The following is a 15,294-nucleotide window of genomic DNA, read 5'->3' as shown; positions in this document are numbered from 1 at the left end:
TTCCCTGGAGGGAAAATGTCCCGCGTATCACAGGCGAGGAGCCTGGGTAAATATTTCCTGCTAGTCGATAACATGCTGGTCGTGCTCGGCTTTTTTGTCGTGTTTCCTCTTATCTCGATCCGCTTTGTCGATCAAATGGGCTGGGCGGCGCTGATGGTTGGCATCGCGTTGGGGTTACGCCAGTTTGTCCAGCAAGGCCTTGGGGTGTTTGGCGGCGCCATTGCTGACCGCTTCGGCGCGAAACCGATGATTGTGACCGGTATGCTGCTGCGTGCGGCAGGCTTTGCCACGATGGCGGTTGCCCATGAGCCCTGGCTTCTGTGGTTCTCCTGCTTTCTCTCCGGGATCGGCGGAACCCTGTTTGACCCGCCGCGCACCGCGCTGGTGGTGAAGTTAATTCGCCCGCAGCACCGCGGACGTTTCTTCTCGATTTTGATGATGCAGGACAGCGCGGGCGCGGTAATTGGCGCGCTTCTGGGGAGCTGGTTGCTGCAGTACGATTTCCGTCTGGTCTGCGCGGCTGGCGCGGTGCTCTTTATTCTGTGCGCCCTCTTTAATGGCCTGTATCTGCCCGCATGGAAATTGTCGACGGTGAAAGCGCCGGTACGCGAAGGGCTGGGCCGCGTCCTGCACGACAAACGTTTTGTCACCTACGTATTGACCCTGACGGGTTACTACATGCTTGCCGTGCAGGTGATGCTGATGCTGCCTATCATGGTGAATGATATTACGGGAACCCCGGCCGCCGTGAAATGGATGTACGCCATCGAAGCCGCGCTTTCGCTGACGCTGCTCTATCCGATTGCCCGCTGGAGTGAACGGCGTTTTCGCCTGGAGCATCGTCTGATGGCCGGGCTGTTTTTAATGACGCTGAGCATGATGCCCATCGGTCTGGTGAATTCTCTCCAGCAGCTATTTACGCTGATTTGCACCTTCTATATCGGCTCTATCATCGCCGAGCCGGCTCGTGAGACGCTGAGCGCCTCGCTTGCAAATGCGCGTGCCCGCGGCAGCTATATGGGGTTCAGCCGACTCGGTCTGGCCTTTGGTGGGGCTTTGGGTTACGCCGGCGGCGGCTGGCTGTTTGATGCAGGCAAAGCGCTGAATCAACCGGAACTGCCGTGGATGATGCTCGGCGCGGTGGGCTTTATGACGCTGCTGGCCCTCTGGTGGCAGTTCAGCCAGAAGCGCAGCGCAAGCGGCATGCTCGAACCGGGCGCGTAGCCCTTCCCTCTGGCGGGAGGTCGCTCCCGCCTCACTTCTCAGTTTTTTCTGCTGGTTTCTGCCATTTCACACTGACATACTGACGTAACAGGACAGAAGCGCCGATTTTTCGTTGAGGAACACTATGAAGAAAATTGTCATTGCCGCTGCATTCATTGTCAGCGGTCTGCTGGTGGGCTGTAACCAGCTTACGCAATACACCGTCAGTGAACAGGAAATTAATCAGGCGCTGGAAAAACATAACAACTTTTCAAAAGACATCGGCGTGCCCGGGCTTGCCGATGCGCATATCGTCCTCAGTAACCTGACCAGCCAGATAGGACGTGAAGAGCCAAACAAAGTGACGCTGAACGGGGATGCAAACCTCGATATGACCTCCCTCTTCGGCAACCAGAAAGCCAATATCAAGCTGAAGCTGAAAGCGCTGCCGGTCTTTAACAAAGAGAAAGGGGCTATTTACCTGCAGGAGATGGAAGTCGTCGATGCGGAAGTCACGCCGGACAAGATGAAATCTGTGCTGCAAACCCTGATGCCTTATCTGAATCAGTCGCTGCGTAACTATTTTAATCAGCAGCCGGCCTATGTCTTAAGTGAAGACAAGAGCAAGGGTGAAGCGCTTGCGAAAAAGTATGCTAAAGGGATAGAGGTGAAACCGGGAGAAATCATTATTCCCTTCACTGATTAACCCGTAGGGCGCCGAGGCGCCCTTTTTTTTACGGAAAAGTGTGCAAACGAAAACGTTTCCGCTTATGATTTGTGTCCGGCAAAAACAGCCATCCGAATGACTGATTCCTGACAAGCCGGAGCTTCCATGACTGCACAACCCCAGGTTCTTAAAATCCGCCGCCCTGACGACTGGCATATCCATCTGCGCGATGGCGATATGCTCAAAACCGTCGTGCCTTATACCAGCGAAATTTATGGCCGCGCGATTGTCATGCCTAACCTGGTGCCACCAGTCACCACCGTCGATGCCGCAATGGCGTATCGCCAGCGCATTCTGGATGCCGTCCCGGCGGGCCATGATTTCACCCCGCTGATGACCTGCTACCTGACCGATTCCCTGGATCCAAACGAAGTGGAGCGCGGGTTTAACGAAGGCGTATTCACCGCTGCGAAACTTTACCCGGCCAATGCCACCACCAACTCCAGCCACGGCGTTACCAGCATTGATGCCATCATGCCGGTACTGGAGCGTATGCAGAAACTGGGTATGCCGCTGCTGGTTCACGGTGAAGTCACGCATGCCGAGATCGACATCTTTGACCGTGAAGCCCGTTTTATCGACACCGTGATGGAGCCCCTGCGTCAGCGCCTTCCCGCGCTCAAAGTGGTCTTCGAGCACATCACCACCAAAGATGCCGCGGAGTATGTCCGCGACGGTAACGAGCTTATCGCCGCCACCATCACGCCACAGCATTTGATGTTTAACCGTAACCACATGCTGGTTGGCGGTGTACGTCCGCATCTGTACTGCCTGCCGATCCTCAAGCGTAACATTCACCAGCAGGCGCTGCGCGAACTGGTTGCCAGCGGTTTCTCCCGCGCGTTTCTGGGCACGGATTCCGCACCTCATGCGCGTCATCGCAAAGAAGCAAGCTGCGGCTGTGCGGGCTGCTTTAATGCCCCAACCGCTCTCGCCAGCTATGCAACCGTGTTTGAAGAGATGAATGCCCTGCCGCATTTCGAGGCGTTCTGCTCACTCAATGGCCCCCGTTTTTATGGGCTGCCGGTCAATGAGACCTTCATTGAGCTGGAACGTAAAGAGAGCCAGGTTGAGGAAGCCATTCCACTGACCGATGACACGCTGATCCCATTCCTGGCAGGTGAAACCGTTCGCTGGACGGTAAAACGCTAAAAAATCAGTGCCCCTTGTTGTCAAACCGATAATATACCTGTATAAATAAACAGTATATTACACAGGGGGCATTTATGCGTATTGAAGTCACCATAGCCAAAACTACTGTTCTGCCTGCCGGCGCGCTTGATGCGCTTGCAGGCGAATTATCCCGTCGTATTAATAACACCTTTCCCGAAAACGACGGTGCCGTAACGGTGCGTTACGCGGCCGCAAACAACCTCTCCGTCATTGGCGGCGCGAAAGAAGATAAAGCGCGTATCACCGAAATCCTGCAGGAAACGTGGGAAAGCGCCGACGACTGGTTCATCACAGATTAACACTGCTCCCTCATTGTGTTTTTTTGCCGGGTCGCCCCGGCTTTTTTTTCGCCTGAAAATCCAGAAAGTTCAAATTAATTCGGCAACTTCTTTAAAAATCGTGAACAACATGGTGTTTTATTGTTCGAACAATCCTAAAAAGCAGAAAAATGTGTTGCTAGCTGTTTATTTTTCCCTTAGGAACCCTTATTACTTGTATACTGAAGTTGCTTCAGAAAAACATGCATTGAACCTCGAAGTCGTTGTCTTCTAACACGCATTATGGGGGTTATAATGGAAAAGAATAGCGAAGTCATCCAGACCCACCCACTCGTTGGCTGGGATATCAGTACCGTAGACAGCTACGATGCACTGATGCTGCGTTTGCACTACCAGACCCCAAATCAGCTGAACCGTGAAGAAGCGGAAGTTGGACAGACGCTGTGGCTTACGACAGACGTCGCCCGTCAGTTTATTTCTATTTTGGAAGCAGGCATCGCAAAAATAGAATCTGGCGACTACCAGGAAAATGAGTATAAACGGCATTAGCGTTTAGCCCACTTTTCACTCTACAGGCACCCTCGGGGTGCCTTATTTATTTCTCCCTTGTATAAGCCCCCGATGTTAATTACTCTGCTAACAAAGCGTTAGTTTAAGAGATGCCCATGAAATATGATCTGATTATTATTGGTAGCGGCTCCGTTGGTTCTGCCGCCGGATATTATGCCACCCAGGCTGGCCTCAAGGTTCTGATGATAGATGCCCATCTTCCCCCTCATTCAGAGGGAAGTCATCATGGCGATACTCGCCTCATTCGTCACGCCTATGGTGAAGGCGAGCGCTATGTCCCGCTGGTACTTCGCGCGCAAGCGCTCTGGGACGAACTGGCTAAACAGACTGAGGAGCGCATTTTCGAACGCACCGGTATCATTAACCTTGGTCCTGCCCGCTCTGATTTTCTCGCCAGCGTCGAACGCAGCGCGAAGACATTCAACCTGGACGTTGAGAAGCTCGACGCGGCGGGGATCATGTCACGCTGGCCGGAAATCACCGTCCCGGACGATTATGTTGGTCTCTTTGAAGCCCATTCTGGGGTGTTGCATTGCGAAACAGCAATAAAAACCTGGATAGCGCTGGCCGCGAAAGCAGGCTGCGCCCAGCTTTTCAATTGCCCGGTCGAGGCCATTAAACATGATGCTGACGGCGTCACGGTGACAACCCTGGATGGAGAGTACACGGCCTCCCGATTGCTCATCAGTGCAGGTACCTGGGTAACCCGTCTGCTGCCAGACCTGCCCGTACAGCCGGTGCGCAAGGTCTTCTCCTGGTTCCAGTCTGATGGCCGTTACAGTACGCAGAATAAATTCCCGGCGTTCACCGGCGAGTTACCCAACGGCGATCAGTTCTACGGCTTCCCTTCGGATAAAGACGCGCTCAAAATCGGGAAACACAATGGGGGACAAATTATCTCCTCTCCTGAAGAACGTAAACCGTTTGGCGCCTACCCACAGGATGGCTCTGAAGCCTTCTCGTTCCTGCGAAATATTCTGCCGGGCGTCGGTGGCTTACTCTATGGCGCGGCATGCACCTACGACAACACGCCGGACGAAGACTTTATTATCGATACGCTGCCCGGGCATGAGAACACATTGCTCATCACCGGTCTGAGCGGTCACGGCTTTAAGTTCGCGTCGGTGCTGGGTGAAATTGCCGCGCAGTTTGCCCAGGGTATTACGCCGCAGTTTGATCTGACGCCCTTCTCTCTTTCACGTTTTAACGGATAATCCACCACGGGCTTCGGACGTTCCGGAGCCCGTCTTTTTGTTACGATTTGCGGGGCGCTATGCGCAAAGTTGTGGGTTTTCTCATCAATAATATTCGTGAGCATTTGATGCTCTATATCTTATTGTGGGCGCTGCTGGCCATCATTGATTTTATTTACATTGTATTTTACTGAAAGCCTGCCTGACATTTATTGACATTACTTTATATTTACTTAAGTTAGAACAATTCCTCAATCAGCCCTTTGTTAAGTCTTGCACGAAGACATTGAATTACCTTTGCGGATCATTTTCAAAACCGCTGAAATAAATAAAATAAAAATCAATATCGACTTATTTCAGTTGCAATATCATTCCTTCCCGTTCATTTTTACTGTTCTGTTTATTTGATAATGGTAATCCTGATGCAATTGCGTAACTCCTCCCGGCGCTATGGAATAATATCCATAAGCTTGCACTGGATATTTGCTATTGCGGTCTATGCCATGTTCGGACTTGGCCTCTGGATGGTGACGCTCAGCTATTACGATGGCTGGTATCACCAGGCCCCGGAGCTGCATAAGAGCATCGGCGTGCTGCTGATGATGGGGCTGGTTATTCGCGTGATCTGGCGACACATTTCACCGCCGCCTGCCGCGCCAAAGACCCACAGTAAATTTACCCGTATCAGCGCTGTTGCCGCGCATATTACGCTTTATGCGCTGCTCTTCGCGCTTCTGATCAGCGGCTATCTCATCTCGACAGCAGAGGGTAAGCCAATAAGCGTTTTTGGCATTTTTGATGTCCCGGCAACGCTTGCCGATGCGGGATCACAGGCCGATATTGCCGGGGTGATTCACCTCTGGCTGGCATGGAGCGTGGTTATCCTGTCCGTGCTGCACGGGCTTGCCGCCCTTAAACATCATTTCATCGATAAAGACGATACGCTAAAGCGCATGCTTGGCCGCTCGTCAGTTGACTCTGGAGCTTAAAATGAAAAAACACCTGCTGGGTATCGCACTGGGTTCTCTGTTATTTACCACCGGCTCAGCCGTTGCTGCTGACTATAAAATTGATAAAGAGGGCCAACATGCTTTCGTCAATTTCCGTATTCAGCATCTCGGGTATAGCTGGCTGTATGGCACCTTTAATGATTTTGACGGCACATTCAGCTTTGACGAAAAAAATCCTGCCGCCGATAAAGTCAACGTGACCATTAATACCAACAGCGTCGACACCAATCATGCAGAACGCGATAAACATTTGCGCAGTGCGGAATTCCTGAACGTGTCTAAATTCCCACAGGCCACCTTCACCTCCACGGAAGTGAAAAAAGATGGCGATAAGCTGGATATTACCGGCAACCTGACGCTCAACGGCGTGACAAAACCGGTTACGCTGAATGCAAAATTAATGGGCCAAGGTGACGATCCGTGGGGGGGTAAACGTGCCGGATTTGAAGCCGCAGGTAAAATTCACCTGAAAGACTTTAATATTACTACCGATTTGGGCCCGGCGTCTCAGGATGTCGAACTCATTATTTCCGTTGAAGGCGTTCAGCAGAAGTCATAATAACGACGCCCGGCAGGCTTTCACACTGCCGGGCATCAGCCTTATTCAGGGTCGGGAATACCCAGTTTGGTGTTCAGACGGCCACGGGATTTATTAAAAATCTTGTTACCGTTTTCCCGTCCTGCACGACGACGGCGCTGCTCCTCTTCCGGCAGCATACTCTCTTCACTGCACAGTTCGCTGCAGCATCCGTTAAATTTCTCGGCACAGGTCGGACACTGAATAAACAGCAAATGACATCCGTCATTTTTGCAGTTGGTATGGGTATCACACGGCGTACCGCACTGGTGACAGTGGGCAATCACATCCTCTGAAATACGCTCGCCCATTCGTTCGTCAAAGACAAAGTTCTTACCGATAAAACGCACCGGTAAACCCTGCTCACGGGCACGGCGGGCGTACTCAATAATGCCGCCTTCAATGTGCCAGACCTTATTAAACCCGTTGTGCTTCATCCAGGCGCTGGCCTTCTCACAGCGGATCCCACCGGTGCAGTACATCACGATCTTTTTATCTTTATGTTCCTGCATCATCTCAACCGCTTTTGGCAGTTGCTCGCGGAAGGTATCAGCCGGAATTTCCATCGCGTTTTCGAAATGCCCCACTTCATACTCATAGTGGTTACGCATATCGATGAACACCGCATCCGGATCGTCCAGCATCGCATTCACTTCCGCCGCTTTCAGGTATTCTCCGACATCAGCGGCGTTAAACGCCGGATCGTCAATACCGTCCGCGACAATGCGTTCACGCACTTTCATGCGCAGTACCCAGAATGATTTACCGTCATCATCCAGGGCAATGTTCAGGCGTACACCGTTGAGAGCCGGATCGAACCCGTAAAGCAGGTCGCGGAAGGCGTTTACTTTGCTTTCCGGTACGCTGATCTGGGCATTGATGCCTTCACGGGCAAGATAGACGCGCCCGAAAACATTCAGCGTCGTGAAGGCCTGATAAAGCGCATCGCGGGTCGCTTGTGGATCGTTGATGGTAAAGTATTTGTAGAATGAGATTGTCGTGCGCGGTTCGGTTTCAGCCAACATACGCGCCTTTAACATCTCATTCGAAACGCGGTTGTGTAACACTGGCATGGTGTACAAGTCCTGCAATCGTTAGAGAGAATGAAAAATCGGTCGGCATCATATAGCAAACAATGACAATTTACATCCACACAATTTACGCTACATTTCACACACCCTAGTTAGTCAGACTTAACAATTGCTGCATTCGTACACGTTTCGAAGACAGACATTTTGGCTACGCCTCAAAAAATGAGACAATAGCTAAACAGGACGTTAGAACACAGGAAAGACATGACCCAGTTACCGAAATTTACTGTCACCCTTTTGCATCCCCGCTATTGGTTGACCTGGCTTGGCATTGGTTTTTTATGGCTGATGGTCCAACTCCCTTACCCTGTGATTTTCCGTGTGGGCAAATGTGTGGGTCGTATTGGTCAAAAATTCATGAAACGCCGCGCCAGGATTGCCTACCGCAACCTTGAGCTGTGCTTCCCGCAGATGAGCGAGGCGGAACGTCATGAGATGGTTACCAGGAATTTCGAATCCGTTGGCATGGGGCTGATGGAAACCGGTATGGCGTGGTTCTGGCCAGACAAACGGATGGCCCGCTGGAGTGAAGTCACCGGGACAGGTATGGAGCCTGTGCATACGCTTCAGGCCAATAAGACAGGCGTACTGCTGATTGGCGTGCATTTTCTGACGCTGGAGATCGGTGCGCGTATGTTTGGCATGCAGGCACCCGGTATTGGTGTTTATCGCCCTAACGATAACCCGGTGATCGATTTAATCCAGACCAACGGCCGTATGCGCTCCAACAAAAGTATGATCGACCGTAAAGACCTGAAGGGGATGATCCGCGCGCTGAAATCAGGTGAAGTGATCTGGTATGCCCCTGACCACGATTATGGCCCGCAATCCAGCGTATTTGTCCCGTTCTTCGCCGTTGAAGAGGCGGCCACAACCACCGGTACCTGGATGCTGGCGAAAATGTCCAAAGCCGCGATCGTCCCGTTTGTCCCGCGTCGCAAGCCGGATGGCTCAGGCTACGAGTTAATGATGCTCGAGCCGGAACTCGCGCCGCCGCTGGACGATGCGGAAACGACCGCTCGCTGGATGAACAGAGTGGTTGAGAAATGCATCATGCTTGCGCCGGAGCAGTATATGTGGCTCCATCGTCGCTTCAAAACGCGGCCAGAGGGTATGCCGTCGCGCTATTAATTTTCCGTGCGGCCATCAGGGCCGCACGCTCATTTAGCTTTAAAAGCGCCTCCGCATTGCAGCGATCATAACCCAGGCGCATACTTAGCAGGCTTATTACTTCAGGCCTATGGTGCTTTGCACCTCATTATGCGGATTGTTATGTCACCCTCAGATGCCCCCATAAACTGGAAGCGTAACCTCACGGTTGCGTGGCTTGGCTGTTTTCTCACCGGTGCGGCGTTTAGCCTGGTGATGCCCTTCCTGCCGCTTTACGTTGAACAACTTGGCGTCACCGGTCACAGTGCGCTCAATATGTGGTCTGGCCTGGTCTTCAGTATCACCTTTCTCTTTTCCGCGATTGCTTCGCCCTTCTGGGGTGGCCTTGCCGATCGCAAAGGACGAAAGATCATGCTGCTGCGTTCGGCACTGGGGATGGCCATCATCATGGCGCTGATGGGCCTTGCGCAGAACGTCTGGCAATTTCTGATTTTGCGCGCGTTACTGGGCCTGCTGGGGGGCTTTATTCCTAACGCAAATGCGCTCATCGCCACCCAAATTCCGCGACACAAAAGCGGCTGGGCGCTCGGAACGCTCTCCACCGGTGGCGTGAGCGGCGCATTGCTGGGACCGCTGGCAGGCGGACTGCTGGCGGATAACTACGGCCTGCGTCCGGTCTTTTTCATTACTGCCAGCGTCCTATTTCTCTGCTTTATCGTCACGCTGCTCTGTATCCGTGAACGTTTCACCCCGGTCCCCCGAAAAGAGATGCTCCACGCACGGGATGTGCTGACCTCGCTTAAAAATCCCAGGCTGGTGCTAAGCCTGTTCGTCACGACCCTGATTATTCAGGTAGCAACCGGGTCGATTGCCCCTATTCTGACGCTCTACGTTCGCGATCTGGCCGGTGACGTCAGTAATATTGCGTTTATTAGCGGGCTTATCGCGTCGGTGCCCGGCGTGGCAGCGTTGCTCAGCGCCCCGAGGCTGGGAAAACTGGGGGACCGCGTGGGCCCGGAAAAAATCCTGATATGCGCCCTGGTGATTTCCGTTCTGCTCCTCATTCCGATGTCGATGGTACAAGCACCGTGGCAGCTTGGCCTGCTGCGTTTCTTACTGGGAGCGGCAGACGGCGCGTTACTGCCTGCGGTTCAGACCCTGCTGGTGTACAACTCAACGAACCAGATAGCCGGCCGCATTTTTAGCTATAACCAGTCATTTCGCGATATCGGCAACGTCACCGGACCGCTTGTCGGAGCTGGGATTTCCGCCAGTTTTGGTTTCCGCGCCGTGTTTATCGTCACCGCGGGCGTGGTGTTGTTTAATGCGGTTTATTCGTGGTTCAGTTTATCGAGGGCTTTACGACCGGTCGTTAATAAGACGAACGCGTGACAGCTTATTTTTGCATTCATACTTGCAGAACCCGATATTCAGCTATTCTTTCCCTGAAACCTTCAGGAAAACAGGGAGACACCAATGACCATGTACGCCACACTGGAAGAAGCTATTGATGCCGCTCGTGAAGAGTTCCTCGCCGATAATCCCGGCGTTGAGGAAGAAAATGCTGACGTGCAACAACTTAATATCCAGAAATACGTTCTGCAGGACGGGGATATTATGTGGCAGGCCGAATTCTTTGCTGATGATGGCGAGGAAGGAGAATGTTTGCCGGTCCTGAGCGGAGAAGGTGCGCAGGCCGTCTTTGATGGCGACTATGACGAAATCGAACTACGGCAGGAATGGCTTGAAGAAAACACCCTGCACGAGTGGGATGAGGGCGAATTTCAGCTCGAGCCACCGCTGGATACGGAAGAAGGACAGACCGCAGCCGATGAGTGGGATGAGCGTTAATTTCCCCTATTCATAAGGGCCGTGCTGAGCGTCGATCGGCAACAATAGCGTATCGAATACCAGTGAAAACGGTAAATCGAGCACGGTGAGATAGCGCCACGCTGAGTCACGTACATCCCATTTTACCCCGGGGTAGTACTGATTACCGTGGCCTTGCCCTGGAATGGTGCGGCTGATGATGCTGCCACAGCCGCTGAGTAAACACGCCATCATCACGGCGAGGATTATTTTCATCAATGACCTCTAAAAAAATACCGGCTTTTCAGCCGGTATTTTATTTGCCGGGTAGCGTAACGCCGCCGGGCACAGAAGGCTTACTTCGCCTTCAGCGCGAGTGGATTAATTTTAATCTCTTTATAGTGGCTGACCCACGAAGAGTATTTTTCCGGCGCAGACCACACACGGTAGTGAAGGCGTGCCATTGTAACCGGATCGCTCAACAGCACCAGACGACGGTCGCGGTTGAGTTTTTCCGGCGTATCGTTCAGCGCCTGCTCAACGTGACGATCGCGGGCAATCTCCAGTACCTGGCTTGCACGGTGACGCGCTGTCGCCATGGCCGTCGCCAGAGCGTTAAATGACGGGTTAAACACCGCGTGCATAAAACCATCTTCCAGCGAGCGTTTGCGGTTCTGCTCCAGATACGTGTCGGTATCCACCAGCACCTGTGGCGGCGAATACTCTTCCGGGATCAGGAACAGTTTCCAGCGTTTGGTACGCAGCCCCACCGTTGAGCGGCTCGAAATCACTGACACAAACGGTGACAGGATCAGCGAGAAGACAATCGGTGCCAGCCAGAACAGGAAGCGCAGATCCAGCCAGGCCATACCTGCCGCCCATACCAGACCCAGCAGCAGCTGCGAGCCATGACGCATGAAGGCTTCCCCCCACGGCGTGGAGTCATCATCACGCTGCGGTGAATTCCAGACCACTTCCCAGCCGAGGAACGCGCTGACCACAAACACGGTATGGAACAGCATACGCACCGGCGCCAGCAGCACGGAGAACAGCACTTCCAGCAGAAGCGAGAGCGTCACGCGGCAGAAACCACCGTACTCTTTCGAGCCTTTGCACCAGATCAGAATGATACTGAGCAGCTTAGGCAGGAACAGCAGCACCATGGTGGAGGCAAACAGCGCAATCGCCAGCTCCGGACGCCACTGCGGCCACACCGGGAACAGCTGGCGCGGTTGCAGGAAGTATTGCGGTTCCGTCAGAGCATGCACCACCTGTAGCGCAGTAGAGAGTGCAAGGAACATAAACCACAGCGGTGCGGAGAGATAAGACATTACGCCAGTCAGGAACACAGCACGGTGAACCGGGTGCATCCCTTTTACGAGGAACAGGCGGAAGTTCATCAGGTTACCGTGACACCAGCGGCGGTCACGCTTGAGCTCATCCAGCAGGTTCGGCGGCAGCTCTTCGTAAGATCCCGGCAGGTCGTAGGCGATCCAGACGCCCCAGCCAGCACGACGCATCAACGCCGCTTCCACGAAGTCGTGCGACAGAATAGACCCCGCAAACGAACCTTCACCCGGCAGCGGAGCCAGCGCACAGTGCTCAATGAACGGCTTCACGCGGATAATGGCGTTGTGACCCCAGTAGTGAGACTCACCCAGTTGCCAGAAGTGCAGACCAGCGGTAAAGAGCGGCCCGTAGACGCGGGTTGCAAATTGCTGGCAGCGCGCATAAAGCGTGTCCATACCGGACGCTTTTGGCGAAGACTGGATGATCCCCGCGTTCGGGTTGGCTTCCATCAGACGCACCAGACCGCTCAGGCAGTCGCCGCTCATTACGGAGTCAGCATCCAGCACGACCATGTAGCTGTACTGATTCCCCCAGCGACGGCAGAAGTCATCGATGTTTCCGCTTTTACGCTTCACGCGACGACGACGACGGCGGTAGAAGATCTGGCCTTCACCCTGCACTTCCGCGATCAGTTCCATCCAGGCTTTTTGCTCGGCAACGCAGATGTCCGGGTTGTAGCTGTCACTCAGGATATAGACGTCAAAATGCGCCGCGTTACCGGTTGCCTTTACGGACTCCCAGGTCGCACGCAGACCCGCAAATACGCGGTCAACGTCTTCGTTACAGATAGGCATGATCAGCGCCGTACGGTGCTCAGGATTAAGGGGTTCATCCCCGACCGTTGAGGCTGAAATGCTGTATTTGTCCCGCCCCATCAGCAGCTGCAGGAAGCCCATCAGCGCGGTCCAGAAACCGGCTGACACCCAGCAGAAGAGAACGGCAAACAGCAGAAGAATGCCGCTCTGCAGGATATACGGCAGCAGCTGCATGAAGGAGACCCAGATATCCTGGCCCATCATGTCTGCAGGGTTGATAAGCGCCCAGCCCTGGTAAGGCAGAATGGTTTTCATGTACCAGGTAGCGACCACGGTCTGCGCCAGCGTCAGTAACAGCAGAATGTAACGACGAATGGTCCCCACGGTACGCCATTTCTGTTCGGAGGCCTGCTCTTCTTTCGTCAGGCGCGACAGATAGCGCGGCGTAACATCACGCCCACGCAGGCGATCCCAGAAGCGGCCAACCGGGTTGGTGCGCCACGGGTCAGGGAACATTGAGGAACGCGTGGCTTTCGGCATTGCCTGAAGCTGATCGCGTCCTTCATCGTCTTTAATCAACTGCCCTTCTGCCAGCGAGTCTGGCCATGCCTGCGCCAGACGCGCCTTTACTGACCCCAGCGGCGTATCATCGTCACGGGAAAACGGACGATGTTCGCCATCCAGCGCGGTATGCACCGCGCGGATGTCGCTTTTAGGCAGCGCCGCTTTTTCAATGTCCGTCAGCGGCATGGCATCAATATATTCAGATGTATTATTCATTGGCAGGTAGCTGATAGCTCCAGGTTTCACTCAGCGGCTGATCGTTACTGACCAGCGCAGCACGCATTTCAGTGGTCTGTTTCGGATCTTTCACTTTCACGCGCAGCGTCAGACGCCAGCCTTTCGTTACCGGGTTATAGCGTACGGTGTTCTCAACGATTTCACCGTTATCACCGATGCTGGCCTGAGCCGCAACGGCAGTATCCGGGGACAGTTTTTTCATATCCTGGCCCGCGAAGTCCACAACAAAGGCCACGGTGCCATCAGGCTGACGGATCAGGTTAGACTGCTTCACATCACCCGTAGAACGGCGAGTCTGCATGACGTACGCATTATCCGGCGCATGCAGTTTGTCTTCGTCGCGGCTAAAGGTAATGGTGTATTTGAAGTTCATCTCTTTACCGGCTTCCGGCAGCTGATCCGGCGTCCAGTAAGCAACGATGTTATCGTTGGTTTCGTCATTGGTTGGAATTTCAACCAGCTCAACCTTACCTTTACCCCAGTCACCTTTCGGCGTGACCCAGGCGCTTGGGCGCAGGTCATAGCGGTCATCCAGATCTTCAAATCGGGAGAACTGACGGCCACGCTGCAGGAGGCCGAAACCTTGCGGGTTTTCCATCGCAAAACTGCTAACAGCCAGATGTTTCGGGTTATTCAGCGGACGCCAGATCCACTCACCATTACCTGCATGAATAGAAAGACCGTTGGAATCGTGCAGTTCCGGGCGGAAGTTCGTCGCCGGTGACGGCTGATTCGGCCCAAACAGGAACATACTGGTCAGCGGTGCAACGCCCAGTTTGCCGACTTTATCACGCAGGTAAACTTTGGACTGCACGTCAACGACCGTGTCACGGCCAGGCATAATCACAAAGCGATAAGCACCGGTCGCACGCGGGGAATCCAGCAGTGCATAAATAGTCAAGCGTTTGTCGGTTGGTTTTGGACGTTCAATCCAGAACTCGCGGAAACGCGGGAACTCTTCACCTGATGGCAGCGCGGTATCAATGGCGAGGCCACGCGCAGAAAGCCCGTACACCTGCCCTGCCCCGATCACGCGGAAGTAGCTGGCACCGAGCATGCTGACGATTTCGTCGTTTTTATCTTTGCTGTTGATCGGGTAAAGCACCTTGAAGCCAGCGAAGCCCAGGTCTTTAACCGTATCTTTATCGTGCTGAACATTGCCAAAATTGAAGTAATCCGGGCTGTACTTGATTTTACGTACCGCGGTCGCCGTCACTTCATTAATGGCAACAGGCGTGTCGAAGTACATTCCCTGATGATAAAACTCAAGCTTGAACGGGGTTTTAATGTTGTTCCAGTACGCTTTGTCATGGTTGAACTGGATCTGCTGATAGTCCGCATACTTCATGTCGCGGAAAACGGAGGGCAAGTTACTTTTTGGCGCTTCGTAGCTCTTGCCTGCCATCGATTTTGCCTGTTTTGCGACATCGTCGATGTTAAAGGCCAGTGCCGATGAGGTATACAGAGATAACACCACTGCAGCACCCAACCAACGCATTTTCATCATCTGTGGTTTATGTTTCATAATAAGTAAGCACTTCCCCCTTTGTGTGCTTATATCGATCCGATCCATTTTAATGGAAACTCAGGCAATCCGACAACATTATCACTGCTTTGTTCAGCTCGCTGGCTCATGGATTAAGCAAA

General features: G+C 53.3%; 16 protein-coding genes. 12 read left to right on the top strand and 4 right to left on the bottom strand.

The window, feature by feature from the left end:
- Positions 1-15 precede the first annotated feature (15 nt).
- The 9 genes from mdtH to L462_RS19190 all read left to right on the top strand — a co-directional run bounded on the left by mdtH (position 16) and on the right by L462_RS19190 (position 6,713).
- Positions 16-1,224: a multidrug efflux MFS transporter MdtH gene (mdtH, locus tag L462_RS19155; RefSeq protein ID WP_032677868.1), complete on the top strand. Its 1,209-nt coding sequence runs from the start codon at positions 16-18 to the stop codon at positions 1,222-1,224.
- Positions 1,225-1,348: 124 nt separating this feature from the next.
- Positions 1,349-1,909 (top strand): lipoprotein, encoded by a 561-nt coding sequence (locus L462_RS19160; RefSeq protein ID WP_020884685.1) that lies wholly within the window; start codon positions 1,349-1,351, stop codon positions 1,907-1,909.
- A 126-nt stretch (positions 1,910-2,035) separates the two neighbouring features.
- Entirely contained in the window at positions 2,036-3,082 is a 1,047-nt protein-coding gene (pyrC, locus tag L462_RS19165; RefSeq protein ID WP_032677867.1) for a dihydroorotase, read from the top strand.
- Between the two features lie 74 nt (positions 3,083-3,156).
- A complete protein-coding gene (dinI, locus tag L462_RS19170; protein ID WP_020884687.1) occupies positions 3,157-3,402 on the top strand; it encodes a DNA damage-inducible protein I in 246 nt (81 codons plus the stop codon).
- A gap of 273 nt (positions 3,403-3,675) precedes the next feature.
- Positions 3,676-3,930 (top strand): biofilm formation regulator BssS, encoded by a 255-nt coding sequence (gene bssS / locus L462_RS19175; protein WP_008500827.1) that lies wholly within the window; start codon positions 3,676-3,678, stop codon positions 3,928-3,930.
- A gap of 116 nt (positions 3,931-4,046) precedes the next feature.
- Entirely contained in the window at positions 4,047-5,165 is a 1,119-nt protein-coding gene (gene solA, locus L462_RS19180; RefSeq protein ID WP_020884688.1) for an N-methyl-L-tryptophan oxidase, read from the top strand.
- A gap of 59 nt (positions 5,166-5,224) precedes the next feature.
- A complete protein-coding gene (locus tag L462_RS0123335; protein ID WP_032670549.1) occupies positions 5,225-5,338 on the top strand; it encodes a DUF2770 family protein in 114 nt (37 codons plus the stop codon).
- 228 nt (positions 5,339-5,566) lie between these two features.
- Positions 5,567-6,133: a cytochrome b gene (locus L462_RS19185; protein WP_025204469.1), complete on the top strand. Its 567-nt coding sequence runs from the start codon at positions 5,567-5,569 to the stop codon at positions 6,131-6,133.
- A 1-nt stretch (position 6,134) separates the two neighbouring features.
- A complete protein-coding gene (locus L462_RS19190; RefSeq protein ID WP_020884691.1) occupies positions 6,135-6,713 on the top strand; it encodes a YceI family protein in 579 nt (192 codons plus the stop codon).
- 41 nt (positions 6,714-6,754) lie between these two features.
- Here L462_RS19190 and L462_RS19195 read toward each other — a convergent pair whose 3' ends face one another.
- The gene (locus L462_RS19195) at positions 6,755-7,804 is read right to left on the bottom strand and encodes an oxygen-dependent tRNA uridine(34) hydroxylase TrhO (protein WP_032677865.1); all 1,050 of its coding nucleotides are present in this window, start codon (positions 7,802-7,804) and stop codon (positions 6,755-6,757) included.
- A gap of 222 nt (positions 7,805-8,026) precedes the next feature.
- On the opposite strand from L462_RS19195, the gene L462_RS19200 reads away from it, so the two are divergent.
- The 3 genes from L462_RS19200 to L462_RS19210 all read left to right on the top strand — a co-directional run bounded on the left by L462_RS19200 (position 8,027) and on the right by L462_RS19210 (position 10,783).
- Positions 8,027-8,953, top strand: coding sequence for a Kdo(2)-lipid IV(A) acyltransferase (locus L462_RS19200; RefSeq protein WP_032677864.1), 927 nt, complete (start codon positions 8,027-8,029; stop codon positions 8,951-8,953).
- Positions 8,954-9,094: 141 nt separating this feature from the next.
- On the top strand, positions 9,095-10,324 hold the full coding sequence (mdtG, locus tag L462_RS19205) for a multidrug efflux MFS transporter MdtG (RefSeq protein WP_032677863.1): 1,230 nt from the start codon (positions 9,095-9,097) through the stop codon (positions 10,322-10,324).
- An 84-nt stretch (positions 10,325-10,408) separates the two neighbouring features.
- Entirely contained in the window at positions 10,409-10,783 is a 375-nt protein-coding gene (locus L462_RS19210; protein ID WP_020884694.1) for a MysB family protein, read from the top strand.
- A 6-nt stretch (positions 10,784-10,789) separates the two neighbouring features.
- Here L462_RS19210 and L462_RS19215 read toward each other — a convergent pair whose 3' ends face one another.
- From L462_RS19215 to mdoG, 3 genes are all read right to left on the bottom strand, one after another.
- The gene (locus tag L462_RS19215; RefSeq protein ID WP_020884695.1) at positions 10,790-11,017 is read right to left on the bottom strand and encodes a YceK/YidQ family lipoprotein; all 228 of its coding nucleotides are present in this window, start codon (positions 11,015-11,017) and stop codon (positions 10,790-10,792) included.
- An 80-nt stretch (positions 11,018-11,097) separates the two neighbouring features.
- Positions 11,098-13,626: a glucans biosynthesis glucosyltransferase MdoH gene (gene mdoH / locus L462_RS19220; protein ID WP_020884696.1), complete on the bottom strand. Its 2,529-nt coding sequence runs from the start codon at positions 13,624-13,626 to the stop codon at positions 11,098-11,100.
- Positions 13,619-15,172: a glucans biosynthesis protein MdoG gene (mdoG, locus tag L462_RS19225; RefSeq protein ID WP_025204472.1), complete on the bottom strand. Its 1,554-nt coding sequence runs from the start codon at positions 15,170-15,172 to the stop codon at positions 13,619-13,621. Before mdoG ends, mdoH begins: the two co-directional genes overlap by 8 nt.
- Between the last annotated feature and the right edge of the window lie 122 nt (positions 15,173-15,294).

This window comes from Enterobacter sp. BIDMC 26, assembly GCF_000534435.1.
Classification (GTDB): domain Bacteria; phylum Pseudomonadota; class Gammaproteobacteria; order Enterobacterales; family Enterobacteriaceae; genus Enterobacter; species Enterobacter ludwigii.
This window is presented reverse-complemented; position numbering and strand designations above follow the sequence as displayed.

Coding starts and splice junctions, on each gene's coding strand:
- dinI (WP_020884687.1), top strand. CDS start 3,157: ATGCGTATTGAAGTCACCATAGCCAAAACTACTGTTCTGCCTGCCGGC.
- bssS (WP_008500827.1), top strand. CDS start 3,676: ATGGAAAAGAATAGCGAAGTCATCCAGACCCACCCACTCGTTGGCTGG.
- pyrC (WP_032677867.1), top strand. CDS start 2,036: ATGACTGCACAACCCCAGGTTCTTAAAATCCGCCGCCCTGACGACTGG.
- L462_RS19190 (WP_020884691.1), top strand. CDS start 6,135: ATGAAAAAACACCTGCTGGGTATCGCACTGGGTTCTCTGTTATTTACC.
- mdtH (WP_032677868.1), top strand. CDS start 16: ATGTCCCGCGTATCACAGGCGAGGAGCCTGGGTAAATATTTCCTGCTA.
- L462_RS19160 (WP_020884685.1), top strand. CDS start 1,349: ATGAAGAAAATTGTCATTGCCGCTGCATTCATTGTCAGCGGTCTGCTG.
- mdoH (WP_020884696.1), bottom strand. CDS start 13,626: ATGAATAATACATCTGAATATATTGATGCCATGCCGCTGACGGACATT.
- L462_RS19215 (WP_020884695.1), bottom strand. CDS start 11,017: ATGAAAATAATCCTCGCCGTGATGATGGCGTGTTTACTCAGCGGCTGT.
- L462_RS0123335 (WP_032670549.1), top strand. CDS start 5,225: ATGCGCAAAGTTGTGGGTTTTCTCATCAATAATATTCGTGAGCATTTG.
- L462_RS19195 (WP_032677865.1), bottom strand. CDS start 7,804: ATGCCAGTGTTACACAACCGCGTTTCGAATGAGATGTTAAAGGCGCGT.
- mdoG (WP_025204472.1), bottom strand. CDS start 15,172: ATGAAACATAAACCACAGATGATGAAAATGCGTTGGTTGGGTGCTGCA.
- L462_RS19210 (WP_020884694.1), top strand. CDS start 10,409: ATGACCATGTACGCCACACTGGAAGAAGCTATTGATGCCGCTCGTGAA.
- L462_RS19185 (WP_025204469.1), top strand. CDS start 5,567: ATGCAATTGCGTAACTCCTCCCGGCGCTATGGAATAATATCCATAAGC.
- L462_RS19200 (WP_032677864.1), top strand. CDS start 8,027: ATGACCCAGTTACCGAAATTTACTGTCACCCTTTTGCATCCCCGCTAT.
- solA (WP_020884688.1), top strand. CDS start 4,047: ATGAAATATGATCTGATTATTATTGGTAGCGGCTCCGTTGGTTCTGCC.
- mdtG (WP_032677863.1), top strand. CDS start 9,095: ATGTCACCCTCAGATGCCCCCATAAACTGGAAGCGTAACCTCACGGTT.